Origin of the sequence: Thermosulfurimonas dismutans, from assembly GCF_001652585.1 — a bacterium.
In the GTDB taxonomy this organism is placed as follows: Bacteria; Desulfobacterota; Thermodesulfobacteria; order Thermodesulfobacteriales; family Thermodesulfobacteriaceae; genus Thermosulfurimonas; species Thermosulfurimonas dismutans.
This window is the reverse complement of the sequence record NZ_LWLG01000024.1, coordinates 1-16,975: the sequence shown is the minus strand read 5'-3', so window position 1 is coordinate 16,975 and position 16,975 is coordinate 1. Positions and strand designations below refer to the sequence as shown.

Annotated in this window: 16 protein-coding genes and 1 pseudogene; 6 read left to right on the top strand and 11 right to left on the bottom strand. The window is 52.6% G+C overall.

The window, feature by feature from the left end:
• The coding region (locus tag TDIS_RS10355) for an EAL domain-containing protein (protein ID WP_153303836.1) at window positions 1–580 on the top strand (580 nt) is incomplete at its 5' end.
• 10 nt (window positions 581–590) lie between these two features.
• On the opposite strand, the gene secA is transcribed toward TDIS_RS10355, so the two are convergent.
• On the bottom strand, window positions 591–3,332 hold the full coding sequence (secA, locus tag TDIS_RS10350) for a preprotein translocase subunit SecA (RefSeq protein ID WP_068671816.1): 2,742 nt from the start codon (window positions 3,330–3,332) through the stop codon (window positions 591–593).
• Between the two features lie 69 nt (window positions 3,333–3,401).
• Window positions 3,402–4,712 (bottom strand): TldD/PmbA family protein, encoded by a 1,311-nt coding sequence (locus TDIS_RS10345; protein WP_161939523.1) that lies wholly within the window; start codon window positions 4,710–4,712, stop codon window positions 3,402–3,404.
• A gap of 82 nt (window positions 4,713–4,794) precedes the next feature.
• On the opposite strand from TDIS_RS10345, the gene TDIS_RS10340 reads away from it, so the two are divergent.
• Window positions 4,795–5,523, top strand: a complete 729-nt coding sequence (locus TDIS_RS10340; protein WP_244147513.1) for a pseudouridine synthase — start codon at window positions 4,795–4,797, stop codon at window positions 5,521–5,523.
• Here TDIS_RS10340 and TDIS_RS10335 read toward each other — a convergent pair.
• Complete coding sequence (locus TDIS_RS10335) at window positions 5,520–6,365, bottom strand: PHP domain-containing protein (protein WP_068671812.1); 846 nt, start codon at window positions 6,363–6,365, stop codon at window positions 5,520–5,522. The two genes, TDIS_RS10340 and TDIS_RS10335, sit on opposite strands and share 4 nt — an antisense overlap.
• Before the next feature lie 63 nt (window positions 6,366–6,428).
• Between TDIS_RS10335 and TDIS_RS10330 the strand changes: the two genes are divergently transcribed.
• Window positions 6,429–6,881, top strand: a complete 453-nt coding sequence (locus TDIS_RS10330) for a universal stress protein (RefSeq protein ID WP_068671811.1) — start codon at window positions 6,429–6,431, stop codon at window positions 6,879–6,881.
• A gap of 51 nt (window positions 6,882–6,932) precedes the next feature.
• Complete coding sequence (locus tag TDIS_RS10325; RefSeq protein WP_068671810.1) at window positions 6,933–7,901, top strand: NAD(P)-binding domain-containing protein; 969 nt, start codon at window positions 6,933–6,935, stop codon at window positions 7,899–7,901.
• Here the strand turns inward: TDIS_RS10325 and xth are convergent.
• Window positions 7,890–8,678 carry an exodeoxyribonuclease III gene (xth, locus tag TDIS_RS10320; protein ID WP_208595709.1) on the bottom strand — a complete coding sequence of 263 codons (789 nt, stop codon included), beginning with the start codon at window positions 8,676–8,678 and terminating at the stop codon, window positions 7,890–7,892. The two genes, TDIS_RS10325 and xth, sit on opposite strands and share 12 nt — an antisense overlap.
• Window positions 8,679–8,751: 73 nt before the next feature.
• Between xth and TDIS_RS10315 the strand changes: the two genes are divergently transcribed.
• Complete coding sequence (locus TDIS_RS10315) at window positions 8,752–9,648, top strand: DMT family transporter (RefSeq protein ID WP_068671808.1); 897 nt, start codon at window positions 8,752–8,754, stop codon at window positions 9,646–9,648.
• On the opposite strand, the gene TDIS_RS10310 is transcribed toward TDIS_RS10315, so the two are convergent.
• Together TDIS_RS10310 and cysS are read right to left on the bottom strand one after the other, a co-directional pair.
• Window positions 9,645–10,316, bottom strand: a complete 672-nt coding sequence (locus TDIS_RS10310) for an endonuclease III domain-containing protein (protein WP_068671807.1) — start codon at window positions 10,314–10,316, stop codon at window positions 9,645–9,647. The two genes, TDIS_RS10315 and TDIS_RS10310, sit on opposite strands and share 4 nt — an antisense overlap.
• A complete protein-coding gene (gene cysS, locus TDIS_RS10305; protein ID WP_068671806.1) occupies window positions 10,309–12,645 on the bottom strand; it encodes a cysteine--tRNA ligase in 2,337 nt (778 codons plus the stop codon). The genes TDIS_RS10310 and cysS overlap by 8 nt, the downstream gene beginning before the upstream one ends.
• A gap of 17 nt (window positions 12,646–12,662) precedes the next feature.
• Between cysS and TDIS_RS10300 the strand changes: the two genes are divergently transcribed.
• Window positions 12,663–13,559 (top strand): L,D-transpeptidase family protein, encoded by an 897-nt coding sequence (locus TDIS_RS10300; protein WP_244147512.1) that lies wholly within the window; start codon window positions 12,663–12,665, stop codon window positions 13,557–13,559.
• A gap of 18 nt (window positions 13,560–13,577) precedes the next feature.
• Here the strand turns inward: TDIS_RS10300 and TDIS_RS10295 are convergent, their stop codons facing one another.
• The 5 genes and pseudogenes from TDIS_RS10295 to TDIS_RS11205 all read right to left on the bottom strand — a co-directional run.
• The gene (locus tag TDIS_RS10295) at window positions 13,578–13,922 is read right to left on the bottom strand and encodes a hypothetical protein (protein WP_068671805.1); all 345 of its coding nucleotides are present in this window, start codon (window positions 13,920–13,922) and stop codon (window positions 13,578–13,580) included.
• A 35-nt stretch (window positions 13,923–13,957) separates the two neighbouring features.
• The gene (gene ispD / locus TDIS_RS10290; protein ID WP_161939522.1) at window positions 13,958–14,656 is read right to left on the bottom strand and encodes a 2-C-methyl-D-erythritol 4-phosphate cytidylyltransferase; all 699 of its coding nucleotides are present in this window, start codon (window positions 14,654–14,656) and stop codon (window positions 13,958–13,960) included.
• Between the two features lies 1 nt (window position 14,657).
• Window positions 14,658–15,308 (bottom strand): endonuclease V, encoded by a 651-nt coding sequence (locus TDIS_RS10285; RefSeq protein ID WP_068671803.1) that lies wholly within the window; start codon window positions 15,306–15,308, stop codon window positions 14,658–14,660.
• The gene (locus TDIS_RS10280; RefSeq protein WP_068671802.1) at window positions 15,298–16,698 is read right to left on the bottom strand and encodes a UDP-N-acetylmuramate--L-alanine ligase; all 1,401 of its coding nucleotides are present in this window, start codon (window positions 16,696–16,698) and stop codon (window positions 15,298–15,300) included. The genes TDIS_RS10285 and TDIS_RS10280 overlap by 11 nt, the downstream gene beginning before the upstream one ends.
• A pseudogene (locus tag TDIS_RS11205) lies at window positions 16,695–16,975 on the bottom strand (EAL and HDOD domain-containing protein); the annotation flags it as partial. The gene TDIS_RS10280 and the pseudogene TDIS_RS11205, both read right to left, overlap by 4 nt.

Sequence of the window (16,975 nt, the reverse complement as noted above, 5' to 3'; positions counted from 1 at the left end):
GTTTCTGGAAGTCTCAAAAAAGGCAGGTATTTATCCTGAAATTACGCGCGTGGTGATAGAAAGAGCCTTGGATGATTTTCGTGATCTCCCCTTTGAGGTCTCTATAAATCTCTCTTTCCAAGACTTTGAGACTCCGGGAGTAAAAGAGTTTCTTCTTTCTAAGGTCAAAATTTTGATTGAACCACAGCGGATGGTCTTTGAGATCCTCGAAACCGAAGATATTAAGAATTACGAGCCCATAGCTAATTTCCTAAAGGAACTTAAAAAAAGAGGCTGCAAGATAGCCATCGATGACTTTGGCATCGGTTATTCCAATCTAGAACGGCTTATAGAATTAAAAGTTGATTATTTAAAAATTGATGCCTCTCTTATTAAACGACTCCCATCTGATGAGAATGTCAGATTGTTAGTGGAGGCTATTCTCAATTTCGCTCGGCGAGTTGGCATCAAAACCGTCGCAGAATTTGTGGCGGATGAAACCCTTTTTAACCTGGTAAAAGAGATGGGTATTGATTATTCCCAAGGTTATTTCATCGGACCCCCGGAACCTATTGAGGTGGTAAGGAAGAAGTACCTTTAAGGGTTATCCTTCAAGCAGCGGCAACCTGGGCCTCACGACGACCGCAACACTTTTTGTACTTTTTGCCACTTCCACAGGGACAGGGATCGTTCCGACCAATCTTCTGACGGCGTATGGGTTGCGGTTTGGCCCGCTCAGCCTCACCTGTCTCCTCGCCCCGTTCGTAGCGCAGTCGCATCTGACGCCGCCTCCGTTCCTCCTCAAGCTGCCTCACTTCATCTTCTCGTACCACCTGCACCCGATAGAGATAGGTCAAAGTCTGGATCTTTATACGCTCAAGAAGGTCCGTGAATAGTTCGTAGGCCTCCCGTTTGTATTCCTGAAGGGGATCTTTCTGTCCGTAGCCCCGAAGCCCAACACTTTCCCGCAGATGATCCATGGTCAACAAATGATCCTTCCAAAGGGTGTCGATAGTCTGGAGCAGGAACATCTTCTCCAAATGCCGGAGAAGCTCAGGGCCGATTTCCTCTTCCTTGCGTTCATAAGCCGAGAGGGCCTCTTCCTTGAGCCTGGCTACCAGGTCTTCTTCCGTTTCCGGAATGTGTTCTAGCTGAGGAGCGAAGCCGAAAACTGCTCGGAAACGCTCGGAGAGTCCCTTGAGATCCCACTCCGCAGGCGGGGCCTTCTCTTCCACGAACTCGGAGACGATCTCCTCACAAACATCCGCGATCATGTCAAGGATCCAGTCCTTGACGGACTCGCTCGCCAAGATCTCCCGCCGCTGCTTGTAGATGGTCTCTCGCTGGAGGTTCATGACATCATCGTATTCGAGAAGGTGTTTCCGGATTTCAAAGTTGTGGGCCTCGACTTTCTTCTGAGCCTGCTCGATAGCCTTGGAAAGCCAAGGGTGTTCTATGGGCTCACCCTCTTCCATACCAAGCTTGTCCATGAGGCCCCTGATCTTATCCGAACCGAAAAGGCGCAAGAGATCGTCCTCAAGAGAAAGGTAGAAGCGAGAGGAACCAGGGTCACCCTGTCGCCCAGCCCGACCCCGAAGCTGGTTGTCTATACGGCGGGACTCGTGTCGCTCGGTCCCGATGATGTGAAGTCCTCCTAAGGCCTTCACCTTATCGTAGTCCGCTTGACACTGCCTAACCTTCTCGTAGAGGACCTCTGCCCAACGTTCAGGGTACTTTTCCGTAGGATCTTTGCCCTCCCGAGCCAGACTCAAAACCTCGCGCCAGGCCCTCTCGTCTATCTCAGCGAGATCATAACCTTCGCGCTCGAGCTCTTCCCGGGCTAGGCCTTCAGGATTTCCACCAAGAAGGATGTCCACCCCGCGACCGGCCATGTTGGTGGCGATGGTTACGGCATAGGGCCGACCAGCCTGAGCGATAATGGCGGCTTCCTTCTCATGATATTTGGCATTTAAGACCTGATGAGGGATCTTTTTCTTTTTGAGCATACGAGAGAGCCGCTCACTCTTTTCGATACTAGTAGTACCCACCAAAACCGGGCGCCCTTGCCGGTATAGTTCCTCGATCTCTTGCACCACAGCCTCAAACTTCTCCCGCTCCGTACGATAGACCACATCGGGATAATCAATCCGAATCATGGGTTTGTGGGTGGGAATAACCACCACGTCCAAATCATAAATTTCCTTGAACTCTACGGCCTCGGTCTCGGCCGTACCGGTCATGCCAGCCAGTTTCTCGTACATCCGAAAGTAGTTCTGGAAGGTAATGGAAGCCAGCGTCTGGTTCTCTTCTTCAATCCTGACGCCCTCCTTGGCCTCGATGGCTTGGTGCAGCCCGTCTGACCAACGCCGGCCAGGCATGAGCCGCCCGGTGAACTCGTCCACGATGATAACCTTGCCGTCTTTCACGATGTAATCCACATCCCGACGAAAGAGATGATGGGCTCGCAAGGCCTGGTTTATGTGATGGACTAGGTTTACGTGCCGGGGATCATAAAGATTAGCGATTCCGAGGAGTCGCTCAACCTCGGCCACTCCTTCCTCGGTGAGCACCACGGTCTTGGTCTTCTCCTCCACCGTAAAATGGACATCTTTCTTGAGCTGCCGAACCAATTTATCGATGTGGTAATAGAGCTCGGTAGACTCCTCGGAGGGACCAGAGATGATGAGGGGGGTCCGGGCCTCGTCTATGAGGATGGAGTCCACCTCGTCCACGATGGCATAGTAGTGGCCCCGCTGGACCATGTCCTCAAGTGAATACTTCATGTTATCCCGGAGGTAGTCGAAACCGAACTCGTTGTTGGTCCCATAGGTGATGTCGCAGGCGTAGGCCTGTTTACGCTCAGCATCATCCATCCCGGAGACGATGACCCCCACCGAAAGTCCGAGGAACCGGTAGATAGCTCCCATCCACTCGGCGTCGCGCTTGGCGAGATAATCGTTCACCGTCACGATGTGGACGCCCTTGCCGGTGAGAGCGTTAAGATAGGCTGGAAGGGTAGCCACCAGGGTTTTCCCTTCTCCGGTTTTCATCTCCGCGATCTTTCCTTGATGGAGTACGATACCGCCCATGAGCTGGACATCGAAATGCCGCATTCCAAGGACCCTTCTTCCAGTCTCTCGCACCACCGCAAAGGCCTCGGGGAGAAGATCGTCAAGGCTCTCCCCCCGCGAAAGTCTTTCCTTGAACTCCGTAGTCTTACCGGCGAGCTCATGATCTTTGAGTTTGCGCATCTCGGGCTCAAGGGCATTTATGCGCTCCACAATGGGCCGGAGGCGCTTCAGCTCTCGCTCGTTCTTAGTGCCCACGATTTTGGCCAAAACTTTGGTAAAAATCCCCATTTTAACCACCCTTCTCTTACGAAGTACTTCTTAAAGTAATACTCTAACCATATTAGGCAAGCTTCAGGCCCCGGAGAGGTCGAGGCCGGACACGAGAAGGGAAGGGCTTCCGACATCGCCGTAAAAAGTAAGGTCCGCGCCCACGGCCGTAACGCGAGCAAGAAGATCGAAAAGGTTTCCAGAAAGGGCCATACCCGAAATGGGAGTTTTCTCGCCCCTCTCGTGAAGCACTCCCGAGACCCCTACCGAAAAATCTCCAGAGATGGGATCCGTAGTGTGCCATCCGAGCATCTCGTAAACCTCAAAGACCGTGGACTCGGCCTCACGCAGGGCCTCTGGACTGAAACTCCCCGGTTCAAGATAGAGATTGGTGGTCGAAATCGTTGGAAGACTTCTGAAGGAGGGTCTCCGGGCGTTTCCGGTGGAACGTCTCCCGGCCCGCCGTCCCCAAAGGGTGTCGTAAAGGAAGGCCGAAATCGTACCTTCCGAGACCAAGATCGTCCTCTCCTGGGGCACACCCTCGTCGTCAAAGGGTCTGGTCTCCGGACCCCCGGGGAGGAGACCGTCGTCAACCAAGATAATCTTCGGGGAAAAGAGGCGTTCCCCTAGTTTTCCGGCAAGGCGCGAGCGCCCCTTCAGAACCTCGTCTCCGCAAAAGGAATGGCTCAGGGTTTCAAGAAGCACCACCGCTGCCTGGGGCGGAAAGAGGATGGAAAGCCTTCGGGAAGAGATCTTTCGAGCGGAAAGGAGGTCGAGCGCCCTTCTAGCGGCCGAACGGGCGAGAACTCTGAAATCGAGTTCCGAAAGATCCAGGGCCTCCCGCCATTCCCAGGCCGAGCGTTCCTCTTCCCCTTCTCGAGCCGTGAGGGAAATGAGAAAGGAATAAGAACCTGCACAGAAGCTCGCTGAAAGCCCCCCAGATTGAAAGATAAAATAGGTGGTCTCGGAGAAAGAAAGGGCCGTCCTTTCGATCCGGTGGATCCGCGAGTCCGAAGAAAGGGCGGTCTCTTCGGCCTCGAGGAGAAAAGATTCTAACTCTTCCGGCGATCTGCGGACCACCGATTTCTCTTCCAACTCCGGAAGGTCCCGAAATTCGGGGATCTCGGCCTCCTCTTCCGAAAATCTACTCACCTCGTAGGCCCGCTCGGCAGCTTCTCTTACGGCTTCCGGCTCAGCCCGCGTGGTGTAGGAGAGACCGGCCCGTCCCCGATGGATCACCCGAACGGCAAAAAGCGTTTCCCGATAAGGACTGATGGCCTCAAGCCTCCGGTCCCGTCTCTCTACCGAAAGGCCTTCCTCGATCTCCCCCCAGAGCTCGGCCCAAACCCCCTTTTTACGGGCGAAATCCTCCACAGCTTCCCTTAAGGTTTCCATATCAGACATCATCCATCGGCCTGTGGCAAGGCTATCTCCTTTCGATTAACTTTAACACGAAATGCCCGTAACGAGGAATCGAGTGCGTCTTTCGAAGTTTCTAGCTCGGGCTGGGGTGACCTCCCGCCGCAAGGCCGAAGTCCTTATCCAAGAGGGCAAGGTTCTGGTAAACGGTGAGGTGATCACCGAACCTAGTTTCAAAGTAGACCCCGAGAGAGACAAAGTGGAAGTGGGAGGTCGTTCGGTAAAACTCCCCCAAAAAGTCTACTACCGCTTTTACAAACCCCCGGGGTATCTCACCGCCCTATCGGACCCCCACGGCCGGCCGACCATAGCCAAGTTTCTCAAAGATCTGCCCCCGGGGGTCTTTCCGGTGGGACGGCTCGACCGGGACAGTGAAGGTCTTCTACTTCTCACCAATGATGGCGATCTGGCCCAGAGGCTCCTTCACCCCCGCTACGAAATTCCAAGAGTCTATCGGGTGTGGCTTACAAGACCTCCGCGGGAAGACCTTCTCGCTCGCATCCTTAAGGAGGGACTTGAAGTAGAGGGCCGCCGGGTCTTCCCGGACGAGATCAGGCTTGTCCGTCGCAACCGGCGGGAGACGGTCTACGAGGTGAGACTCCATGAAGGCCGCAAAAGGGAGGTGCGCAAGATTTTCGCCGCCGCCGGAAGCCTAGTAAAACGCTTGGTAAGGATTCGTTTTGGGCCTCTTACACTTGGTAAACTTCGTCCTGGCGAAATTCGACCTCTGACCCTCGAAGAGCTCGAAGAGCTTTTCAAGCTGGTCGGTCCGTTATCAGAAGACTAGCTCTTAGCCTCCCAGCGACGCCGCAACCTTTCGTAACACTCGTCCGGCACGGAGAGATTCCCAAAGCCCCTGCCAAGCTTTATATCCGGTTTGTTGTGTCCGTGGAAATCGCTTCCCCCAGTAGGCACAAGATCGTAGCGCCTGGCGATCTCAAGACAAAGGGTCGTGAATTGTTTGGTATGATCCGTATAATAGGCCTCGATACCGTCTAGACCAAAGGCCTTTAGTTCTTCCACGTAACGGACCAGTTCCTCCGGGGAAAGCTTTAAATGTATTGGATGCGCCAAGACCGCCAGGCCCCCAGCGGCTCTAATGGCCGAAAAGGCCTCTTCCGCTGTAAGTCTAGCCTTGGGCACGTAGGCCGGGGCCCCTTTCTTGAGGTACTTCTCAAAGGCTTCTCCTACGCTTTTCACCACCCCTTTCTTCACCAGAAGGGCCGCGAAATGAGGACGACCGATCTCTCCCTTGGCCTGATCCTCAAGCTCTTCCAAGGTAATATCCACCCCCAAGGACTGGAGTTTCTCCATCATCTTCCGGTTTCTTTCCTCCCTAGCCCTCTGCAGCAGACCCAAAGTCTCTCTAAGGACCGGAGAGTCCGCATCCACAAAATAACCAAGGATATGACAGTGTCCGGGGCCATCAAACTTAACGCTGATTTCCACCCCAGGCACAAAAGGAACTCCGAGCTCACGAGCAGCCGCCATCGCCTCCCCTAGTCCCTCTACCGTATCGTGATCCGTAAGCGCTAAGGCCGAAAGACTCACGTCTTTAGCCAATTGCACCAATTCGGCGGGTGAATAAGTACCGTCAGAAGCCGTAGAATGGGTGTGTAGGTCTATCATTTTTCCTTCCTATTCTGCTATAATGGATTTAAAGAACTTTAAAACTAAAGAGGGGGGTTGTCTATGGTTGAAATCAAAAATATCCTTTTTCCGGTAGACTTTACTGACGCTTGCTCCAAGGTAGCCGGTTATGCCAGGGTTCTCACCGAAAAATTCGAGGCGAAACTTCATGTTATTTTCGTAGTGGAAGATCTCTCCAGGTTTGCCGGTTTTTATGTTCCCCATGTAGCTCTAGAAAACATCGAAAAAGAACTTTATCAAGGAGCCCAGAAAAAGATGGAATCTTTCGTAGAAGAATACTTTTCCGGGCTCCCAACCGTAGAAACGATAATTGCTGTGGGAGATGTGGCAGACAAGATCTGTGAGGTTGCCAAAGAAAAAGACATCGACCTCATTGTCATGGGGACTCATGGTCGGGGAGGTTTGGAAAAGGCCCTTTTCGGAAGTGTGGCCGAAAAGGTGGTCAAGACGGCTCCTTGTCCCGTTCTCACTGTAAACCCTTTTCAAAAGAAGTAATCTTATGTTAAGGTAGCCCCCCGGAAAGATATAATTTCGGGGGGTGTAAACATGGAAAAGGCCAAGATCGTGGTAGTAGGGGCAGGCCCGGCTGGCCTTGCGGTTGGAGTAGAAGCCAAAGCCAAAAACATTTCCCCGGTAATCATTTTCGAAAAGGCTGAGGCCTTTTGCGATACCATCCAGCGTCTGTATCGCCCAGGAAAACGCGTAGATGCCGTATATCGCAAGATGGTAATCGAACCGGAGGGTATCTGCCGTTTCGAGACCGAAACCAAAGAAGACTTCCTTGAGAGGATGGCCAAATACATCCAGGAATATGAACTCGATATCCGCTACCGGAGCGAAGTGAACGCCATCGAGAAAGGGAACGGCACCTATAAAGTAAGGGTCGGAAGCGAATTCGTGGCCGAAACCCCCATCGTGGTCATCGCCATCGGGATTTTCGGCAAACCCCGCAAACCGGACTATCCCATACCTAAGGAGATCAAGGATCGAGTCTTCTTCGAGGCCCCCTGCGAGTGTCCACAGGGTGGGAAGGTCCTGGTGGTAGGAGGGGGGGATACAGCGGCCGAAACCGCCTGTTTCCTCTGTGAGGGATGTGACGAGGTCTATCTTTCTTACCGACGTCCCAAGTTCTTCCGCATCAATCCGGTCAACCATGAAAACCTGGAAAAGAAGGCCCAAGAGGGGCGGGTAAATCTCATGTTGAACACCGACATAGATCACCTCGAGCCTGATCCCGAAGGTGTAAAGGTGGTCTTCAAGGATGGGAAGACCATGCTTTTCGATCGAGTTTATTACTGTCTAGGAGGAAGCACGCCGGCCGGTTTCTTGCGAAGCATCGGAGTGGAGTTTCAGGACGGAAAACCAGTTATAGACGAATTTTACGAGACCAATCTGCCAGGAGTATTTCTGGCCGGGGACATCGCCCTTGAGAAAGGAAGCATCATGGCGGCCTTCAACACTGCCCACCGGGTGGTGGAAAGGATCGTGGAAAAATATGGCGACCTAGTCCGGTAAATCGAAGACCGCGACCACCGGGGCGTGATCCGAGGGCTTCTTCCAGCCCCGGGGGTCCCGGTCAATGAAACAGTCCGTGAGTTTTTCGGCCAGAGGCTCAGTCACCCAGATGTGGTCAAGCCGCATTCCGCGGTTCGCCCGGAAGGCCCCAAACTGGTAATCCCACCAGGAAAAGATTCCGGGACTTTCCGGATGTTTGAGCCGCAGGGCATCATAGAGCCCCCATTCCGCAAGCACTTTAATGGCGGCCCTCTCCCGCTCGTGAAAACAGATATGCCCCTCAAGCAGTTCCGGATCGTAAACGTCTATGGGCTCCGGAGCCACGTTGAAGTCCCCGCAGAGAGCCAGCGGAGTCTCGGGAGTAAAATGCCTTTCCAGAAACTCCCGCAGGCGGTAGATGAATTCCAGTTTGTAGAGAAAATAATCCGACCCCACCGGACTTCCGTTGGGGATGTACACCGAAATGACATAAAGCTCCCGGATGCGCGCACAAAGGAGGCGTTCTACGGCCTGGGGATCCTCCTCTTCAGGAAAACCCCTTACAGGATCTTCCAGAGGATACTTTGTAAAAATGGCCACTCCGTTCCTCCCCGGTCCTCCGGCGTGCAGGACGTGATACCCTAAAGCCTTAAAAACCTCGAAAGGGAAGGCTTCGTCCCTTAGTTTGGTTTCCTGAAGGCAGAGAACCGAAGGTTTCCTCAACTCAAGATAACGCAAAACGTGCGCTTTTCTGGCCTTCAGAGAATTGACGTTCCAAGTGACGAAAATCTGCGACACCGTCTTCTCCTTATTACGCATTACGGTATTATAATGTCATTTAAACTCAACTATAAAAGGAATCCCTTCCCAAATGATCTGGTTTACTTTGGCCCTGGGGGCGGCCTTTTTCGTGGCTCTTGGGGACGCCCTGAACAAGAAGTTTTTTGCCCGAGATGGCATGGTCCTCATGGCCACCGCCCGTACCCTTGGGCCCCTCCCCTTTCTGCTGTTTTTCCTCTGGATCTTTTTTCCGACTTCAGAGCTTCTCTCCCACTTCAGCAAGGCCCTGCAAAATCCAGAATTCTTGAAGACCGTAGGCCTTCTCCTTCCACTTGAAACCCTGGCCATACTTCTTTACATGGAAGCCATCCGGATCTCGCCTTTATCCCTTACCTTACCCTTCCTCTCCTTCACCCCGACCTTCATCATCCTTACGGGCTATATAGTCCTGGGAGAAAAACTCTCCTGGAAAGGGATAGGCGGCATCGGCCTGGTGGTCTTAGGAAGTTATTTGCTACATCTTCCGGTGCTAAAAGAAGGCCCTCTTACCCCCTTCCGAGCCCTTTTTCGGGAGCGGGGATCCCTTCTCATGCTGGCCGTAGCCCTCATCTACGCCGTGACCACTGTTTTTGGGAAAAAGGCCATTTTGCTCTCAGACCCCCTCTGGTTTGCCGGAAGTTACTTCGTCCTCTTAGGGCTTTTTGTGCCAGCGGTGCTCAAGCTCTTTTTCAGACCAAGGATCCTAAATTTTATTAAGCAAAACTTAAAGGGCGTGCTTCTTTTAGGGCTCACCCAGGCCCTCATGATCATCTGTCATATGAAGGCCATAAGCCTGGCCCCGGCAGCCTACATGATCGCCGTCAAGCGGACCAGTATCCTTTTCGGCATTCTTTTCGGCGGGGCTTTTTTCCAGGAAAGCCATCTGCAAGCCAGGTTCTTTGCGGCCTCCATCATGTTACTAGGGGTGGTGCTCATTGTCACCGGTTAGGTCATAACCCTGACCAGGGGACAGGAATTCTTTTCCGAGGAAGAACAGCGGGGCTTGCGGGAAAGACAGTAGTGTTTTCCGCAGGCCACGAGCAGAGCGTGATATTCGTTATAAAGTTGCGTGTCCCGCGGGAGACTTTTCATGAAGAGTTCTTGGAGTTCATCGTATCCGGCCTCCTCCGTGGTAAGACCATGCCGCAGGAGGATGCGCTTGGTGTAGGCGTCCACCACGAAGACCGGACGCTCCAGGGCGTAAAGCAAGATGCTATCGGCGGTCTCGGGGCCAATACCTTTTATGGAAAGCAATTCTTTACGGATCTCATCGGTTTCCTTTTCCGCTAGAGCCGAGAGCTCACCTTCGTATCGTGAGACCAGGAAATCCACAAAGGCTTTCAATCTCTGGGCCTTGATCCTAAAATAACCCGCCGGGCGTATTAGTCCGGCCAGTTCTTCCACGGAGAGACGGTGCAAGGCCTCCGGGGAAAGAAACCCCCGAGTTTTGAGATTCTCGATAGCCCGCTCCACATTGCGCCAGTTGGTGTTCTGCGTAAGGATGGCTCCCACACAGACCTCGAAGGGGCTCTCCGCCGGCCACCAGTGCTGCGGCCCGAAATGGTAATAAAGACCGCGATAAATCTCTAGCAGAACCTCGCGGAGGTAACTACTCATCTGGCAGACGGAAAACCCTAGTTCCGGCAGGGGTGTCAAGTACCAGATAACCGCGTGCTCTCAGTTCCTCCCGTAGGCGATCCGCGGTCTCGTAGTCTCCAGCCCGGCGGGCGGCCTCCCTCTCAGAAAGGACCTCCTGGATCTCCTCCGAACGGATTTCCTCAGGAAAAACCAAGATATCTAGGACCTGGTTGATCCCCAAAAGGACCTCAAGGGCTTTCATACGAGTCCCCTCGGAAAGGCCTCTTTCCGAAACCCAAGGGTAAAGCCTCCGGGAAAATCTAAATAGCTCGGCCACCGCTTGGGGAGTGTTGAGGTCATCGTTCATAGCGGCCTCAAAACCCTCCCTAAGCTCCTCAACGGCCGTAAGGACCTCGGGAGCTTCCGATCCCAAAGGGGCGTTATGAAGGAGGGCACAGAAAACTATCAGATTCGAAAGGGCCTTCCTAGCCTCCTCTAGGGCCTTCCAGGTAAAGTTCAAAGGCTTGCGGTAATGGCTGCGAAGCAGGAAGAACCGGATTTCACGTCCCCGAAAACCTTTTGCCCTGAGATCCGCAAGGGTGATCTCGTTTCCAGCCGAAACCGACATCTTACGACCCTCGAAGAGGACCAGGGCGGAATGAATCCAAAAACGAGCCAGCTCCTTTCCGGTCAGAGCCCGGGCGATGGCCCGCTCGTTTTCGTGGTGGGGGAAGAGGAGATCGGTACCGCTGGTGTGGATGTCGAAACTTTCCCCAAGGTATTTCATGGACAGGGCTGCACACTGGATATGCCACCCTGGGCGCACCTTACCCCACTCCGTGTCTACAAAATAACCCTGTTTAAGCTCCAGGATGCTTACCCTCTTGAAAAGGGTAAAATCCGCAGGAGAGTCCTTTTCATACTCGTCAAGATCTACAGTAACCCCGGGCTTGAGCGCTGCCGTCTCTACCCCTGAAAGCCGCCCATAGTCCGGAAGCTTGGAGACATCGAAATAAATGGAGGAGTACTTCTCGTAGGCCAGCCCTTTACGGAGGAGTTCCCGCGTAAGAGCCAACATGTCCTCTACGTGTTCACTCACCCGGGGATAATGGGTAGCCGGTTTTATCCGGAGAACTCCAAGATCCTCAAAGAACTCCTGAGCCAACTCTTCGGTAAGCTCCTTTAAGGGACGGCCGGCGGCTTCAGCGGCCGCAATAGTCTTGTCGTCAAAGTCCGTGAGGTTGACCACGTGGGTGACTGAAAGACCGCGGTATTCAAGATAGCGCCTGAGGATATCCGCCGTAAGCATCCGGCGGTAGAGTCCGAGATGGGGTCTGCGGTTCAAGGTAGGGCCGCAAGTGTAGATCTTTACCTTCCCAGACTCCAAAGGCTCGAAGACTTCTTTCTTGCCGGAAAGGGTATTGGTAAGACGAAAATCCTCCTTCCGGGGAGGTTCCGGAAAGACCCAAAGGGGGGTAGAGAGATAGCGCTCTCCGCCGTCCGGAAATATGACCACGATAAGGCCTTCCTCGATCTCGCGGGCAATCTTCAAAGCCCCGGCCAGGGCCGCTCCGGAACTCATCCCCACCAGGATACCTTCTTCCCGTGCAAGTCTCCGGGCTAGCTCATAGGCCTCTTCGTCCTCCACGTTCACGATCTGGTGGGGGAGTTTCTTATCGTAAATGCCGGGAGGATAGGATTCTTTCATGTTCTTGAGACCCTGGATCTTATGTCCCGGAAGAGGCTCCACCCCAATAACATTTACGTGAGAGGCTTTTTCCCGGAAATAACGCGCCAACCCCATGAGGGTGCCGGTAGTACCCATAGAGGCCACCACATGTGTTACCCGACCTTCGGTATCCCGCCAGATCTCCGGCCCAGTGGTTCGATAGTGCATCTGCCAGTTGGCGGGGTTGTTAAACTGGTCCGGGTTGAAATATCGATCCGGATAAGTCCTCACTAACTCATAGATGGCCTCAATGGCCCCATCCGTGCCTTTTTCGGCCGGAGTAAGAAGGATCTCAGCCCCATAGGCCTGCATGATCTTGCGCCTCTCAATGGAGGCCGACTCCGGCATGGCAATGAGACACCGGTACCCCTTGACTGCACAGACCATGGCAAGTCCGATACCCGTGTTCCCACTTGAGGCCTCGGCCACGATCTTGTCCCGGGTAAGCACGCCCTTCTTCTCGGCATCTTCGATCATGGAAAGGGCGATACGATCCTTGATCGAGCCTCCAGGATTGGCAGCCTCAAGCTTTCCCCAGATCTCAACCCCGGGTTTGACTCGAATACGACGCAGTTTTATCAGGGGAGTATTTCCTATAAGATCAAGAATATTATTGTAGACTTTTCGAGATGTACTCATAGTTTAAAATTTCTAGCATGAAAGCCTGGAACCTGCTACTCCTTTTCTTAATCTTTAGCATAACACCGGCCTTTTCCCTGGATCGCTTTATCCTTACCGCTGATGAAACCGTAATAGGAGAGATTTTACACTATACCGTTTCGGATAACGAAACCCTGCTAGACATCGCTCGAACCTATGATCTCGGTTACAATCAAATAGTTCTGGCCAATCCAGGGGTGGATCCTTGGATACCACCTAAAGGTCTAAGACTTGTTATCCCTAAAATGTTTGTTCTCCCTCCAGAGTCTCGTACCGGAATCATAGTCAATCTTCCAGAGATGCGGCTCTATTATTTCCGCCGTGAAGGGGAAAATTTGGTGGTCTACACCGCCCCTGTCGGGATAGGCACCGAAGGCAAACTCACAACAGAAGGGCTCTACACTATCTATCACAAAAAAGAAAAACCTTATTGGCATGTCCCGGAATCCATCCGCAAGGAAGATCCCACTCTACCACCGGTAGTTCCTCCGGGACCGGACAATCCCCTGGGAGACTATGCCCTTTATCTTTCTAGAGAAGCCTACGCCATCCACGGCACCAACAGACCTTGGGGCATCGGCCGGAGGGTAAGTCACGGTTGTATAAGACTCTATCCCGAAGACATCGAGGCTCTTTTTCCTCTAGTTCCGATCGGAACGCCGGTTAAGGTTATCTACCAGCCGACCAAACTGGGAGTTAAAGGAAATACGGTCTATCTTCAGGTCTTTCCTGATATCGAAAAACGTTTCCCAGATCCCATCCTTGAGGTTATAAAACAAGCCGCTTTTCTTGAGGATCTTACCGGAAAGAATTTACTTTTGGACTTTTTTAAAGTCCGGAAATACATAAAAAAAGCTGACGGGATCCCTCGTCCGGTAGGACAAATCCGGTAGGGACCCCGCCTTTAGGTTCTATTTGCGCAGACTCTTTTCAAAGATCCTCTCCATTTTGGCCGCGGCGGCATTAGCCTTTTCAGCTGCTTCGGCAGCCCGATTGGCTGCGGCATCGGCCCGCTCGGCCGCCATAGCCGCTTGCTTGGCCGCGGCTTCAATGCGGGCCAACTCAGCTTCCACCTGGGCCTGAGCCTTCTTGGCCTCCTCAGCCGCTGCCTGAGCCTGTTTAGAGGCTTCTATGGCCTGCTGAAGCATAGCCTTGTCCTCTTTGGAGAGACCGCAGCCTACCGGAATGACAAGCATGGAGGAAAGGCCTAAAACCGCCACCAATCTCTTCACATTCCCTCTCCAGGCCTTGAACATACCTCACCCCTCCTTCAGGTTTTTTATCTATCACCTCATATTTTGGGATTTGTGTCAAGGGATTTCTTGAGAAGCTCTCCCATTAAAATTAGATCCTCCGGATAAGTAATCTTAAGATTTGTAAAAGAGCCAGGGACTACTTGCACAGTAAAGCCCGCGGCCTCAAGAAGGGAGGCCTCATCGGTATAGACTCCTCCAGAGGTCAAGGCTTTTGAGAAAGCCTCCGCAAACCACGACCACCAGCTTCCCTGAGGGGTCTGAGCCAAATAGAGCCTTTCACGGGGTAAGGTCCTGATCACTTTCAAGTCTTCGGAGACCTCCTTCACGGTGTCCCTTATCGGAACAGCACAGATAGCCGCTCCGAAACGTTCTATAGCCTGAATGACCTCCGAGATCACTCGGAAAGGCACCAGAGGTCTTGCGGCATCGTGGACTAGGACGATTTTGTTTTCTGGAGATAGGGCCTCAAAGGCCTTGAAAACTGACTCTTGACGGCTAGCCCCTCCCGTAACCACTCGAAATACTTTATGGATGGCAAATTTCCGACAAAGCTCTTCAACCCTTTCTTCCCATCCCTCTGGAACCGCTACCACTATCTCCGAAATTTCAGGATGGTTTTCAAATATTGAAAGGGTATGAATAAGGACGGGTTTACCGGCGACTTCAAGAAACTGTTTGGGAATCTCACTTCCCAGTCGTTCGCCCCGACCAGCAGCAGCTATAATAACAGCCACCCTACCCTTCATGGCTTTTCCTGGCTTTAACCGACAAAAGATGGGCCTTCCTTAAAGGCTCCGGCAACCTGAACCCTTTAAGGGCCCTTAGAGTATAGTCCAAAGCCTCCTCGGGGGTAATAAGATTTCCCGGAGAAACAAAAATGGGTTTCACTCCCTTACGGCTCCTAAGAACATAACCTACCACCTCTTTATGGAACAAGATAGGACTGGTGGCTCCGAAATGCTCCTCAGGCCAGACAAACTCCCCGGCAAGAGGCCTTTTGGCACAACCGATGGTGGGGAGCCCAAGCTCCACTCCTAGATGAACGGCCAACCCTGCCCGCCGGGGATGGGCCAATCCCTGACCATCCACAAAAATTAGATCGGGTCTCTGGGCAACTCTTGCAACCACGGCTTTAAGAAGGGGCACCTCTCTGAAAGATAGGTATCCGGGGATATAAGGAAAGTTCACCGACTCTAACAGGGTTATCTCTTCCAGGAGCTCGAGATCCGGCCATCTCATGAGAACCATTGCCGGATAGGCCCGTTCACTATTTCGAGAATAGGCCACATCCATCCCGGCCACCACTCGGATCTCTCTTTGTAAAGGCCTAAAACAGGCCTTCCGGGCCAAATCTTCCTGGATACGCTTCAGACGCTCAAAGTCCACGGTCCTTAAGGTACTCGATCAGTTCGGAATAAACCTCCCCAAAAGAGGCACTTGACATAAAGACTACCAGGTCGCCAGCCCGAAGCTCTTCGGCTAATCGCTCCCCAAGATGGATCCCGGTTTCAATGCTGGTCGGAACTCCTTTATTATTGAGTTCATTTGCCAGCCCCCCAAGATCAAGACGTTCTTCTTCCGGAATCCTCTCGAGCCCCGGAGGCTCCTTGATGAACACCCGATCTGCCAAGGCCAAACTTTTCATATATTCGGCCATAAAAATCCCTCTTTTACTGGTATTTGTTCTAGGCTCAAAACACACGAAAAGACGGACCGGCCTTAAGGCCTCTCTGAGGGCCGAGAGGGTAACCCTCACCGCCGTGGGATGATGGGCAAAATCGTCTATCACCGTAACCTTACCCCTATAGAGAACCTCTTGGCGGCGTAAGACGCCCTGAAAAGTAGAAAGAGCCCGAGTGGTATCTTCTATAGAAAAACCGAGCTCTAAAAGCAAGGCCATAACAGCCAAGGCGTTCAGGGCATTGTGCTCACCGAAAAGAGGAATTCTCATCTGCAAACGAGACTCGGGAGTTTTGACCCGCATCGTGCTCCCAGAGGACTGAGGCTCAAAGGCTTCGAGCACATAATCATTTCCAGGGTCTTTGCCATACGAAATGAGGCGGCAAGAACTTTCTAGAACAGCTTCCCTCGCCCCAGGGTCATCTCCACAAAAGACCAGTACCCCTTCCCGTGGGATAAGACCCACAAAACCACGGAAGGCCGAAAGGAGACTTCCGTAATCGGGATAAATATCGGCGTGATCGTATTCCACTCCGGTGAGGATGGCGGCCCAGGGCCGGTAGTGCCAAAATTTGGGCCTCTTATCAAAAAAGGCCGAATCGTATTCGTCCCCCTCAAGGACCACAAAAGGTCCATCACCGTACCTGAAATTGAGCCCAGAGGATCGAAGAATCCCTCCCACAAGATAGGTAGGCTCGCTCGAAAGGGCCTCCAAAGTGTGAGCCAGCAAAGCCGTGGTCGTGGTCTTCCCGTGAGTTCCCGCCACTACTAAGGACTTTTTATCAGGGAGAATCCATTCAGCCAGGGCAGAGGGCATGGAATGGAGCGGAAGCCCCAGCTTCCTAGCCCTTTTGACCTCAGGGTTATCGGCCCGGATAACATTTCCTACCACCACGGCCGAAGGTTTAACCAAATCTATATTCTCCTCTCGGAACCCCAAGATAGGCTCAATCCCAAGGTCCTTCAGGACCTTACTCGCAGGAGGATAAGGAGTAGTAGCTTCCGTGCCGGTAATTTCAAAACCACGGGCCTTGAGGAGACCCGCCAAGGCTACCATCCCAATACCACCTATACCTAGGAGATGAATACTTTTCATTTCCCTAGCACAAAAGCCCGCTGAGCAAAGGATAAGGCCTTGATATAAAATTTCGGAAGAACCTCATCAGAAATCGGTAGGCCTTTCAGTATATTATACAACTCCTGCCATCGCCCTTCTTCATAAGCCTTCACCAAGCGAAGTAACGGTGTAAAAGGACTTTCACGCCCCAAAAGGGCCTCCTCAACATCCTTTTCCAATGGAAGATCTTTCAAAATCAAAGGCAAAGGTTGATCTGTCATGGCTTCAAGCAGAGAAAAAAGTCCTATCATAAAGG

Excerpts from the sequence above, each read along its gene's own strand:
- TDIS_RS10315 (WP_068671808.1), top strand. The coding sequence starts at position 8,752 with ATGATCTGGTTTACTTTGGCCCTGGGGGCGGCCTTTTTCGTGGCTCTT.
- TDIS_RS10335 (WP_068671812.1), bottom strand. The coding sequence starts at position 6,365 with ATGATAGACCTACACACCCATTCTACGGCTTCTGACGGTACTTATTCA.
- TDIS_RS10295 (WP_068671805.1), bottom strand. The coding sequence starts at position 13,922 with ATGTTCAAGGCCTGGAGAGGGAATGTGAAGAGATTGGTGGCGGTTTTA.
- TDIS_RS10330 (WP_068671811.1), top strand. The coding sequence starts at position 6,429 with ATGGTTGAAATCAAAAATATCCTTTTTCCGGTAGACTTTACTGACGCT.
- cysS (WP_068671806.1), bottom strand. The coding sequence starts at position 12,645 with ATGAGTACATCTCGAAAAGTCTACAATAATATTCTTGATCTTATAGGA.
- TDIS_RS10325 (WP_068671810.1), top strand. The coding sequence starts at position 6,933 with ATGGAAAAGGCCAAGATCGTGGTAGTAGGGGCAGGCCCGGCTGGCCTT.
- TDIS_RS10310 (WP_068671807.1), bottom strand. The coding sequence starts at position 10,316 with ATGAGTAGTTACCTCCGCGAGGTTCTGCTAGAGATTTATCGCGGTCTT.
- TDIS_RS10300 (WP_244147512.1), top strand. The coding sequence starts at position 12,663 with ATGAAAGCCTGGAACCTGCTACTCCTTTTCTTAATCTTTAGCATAACA.
- TDIS_RS10280 (WP_068671802.1), bottom strand. The coding sequence starts at position 16,698 with ATGAAAAGTATTCATCTCCTAGGTATAGGTGGTATTGGGATGGTAGCC.
- TDIS_RS10345 (WP_161939523.1), bottom strand. The coding sequence starts at position 4,712 with ATGGAAACCTTAAGGGAAGCTGTGGAGGATTTCGCCCGTAAAAAGGGG.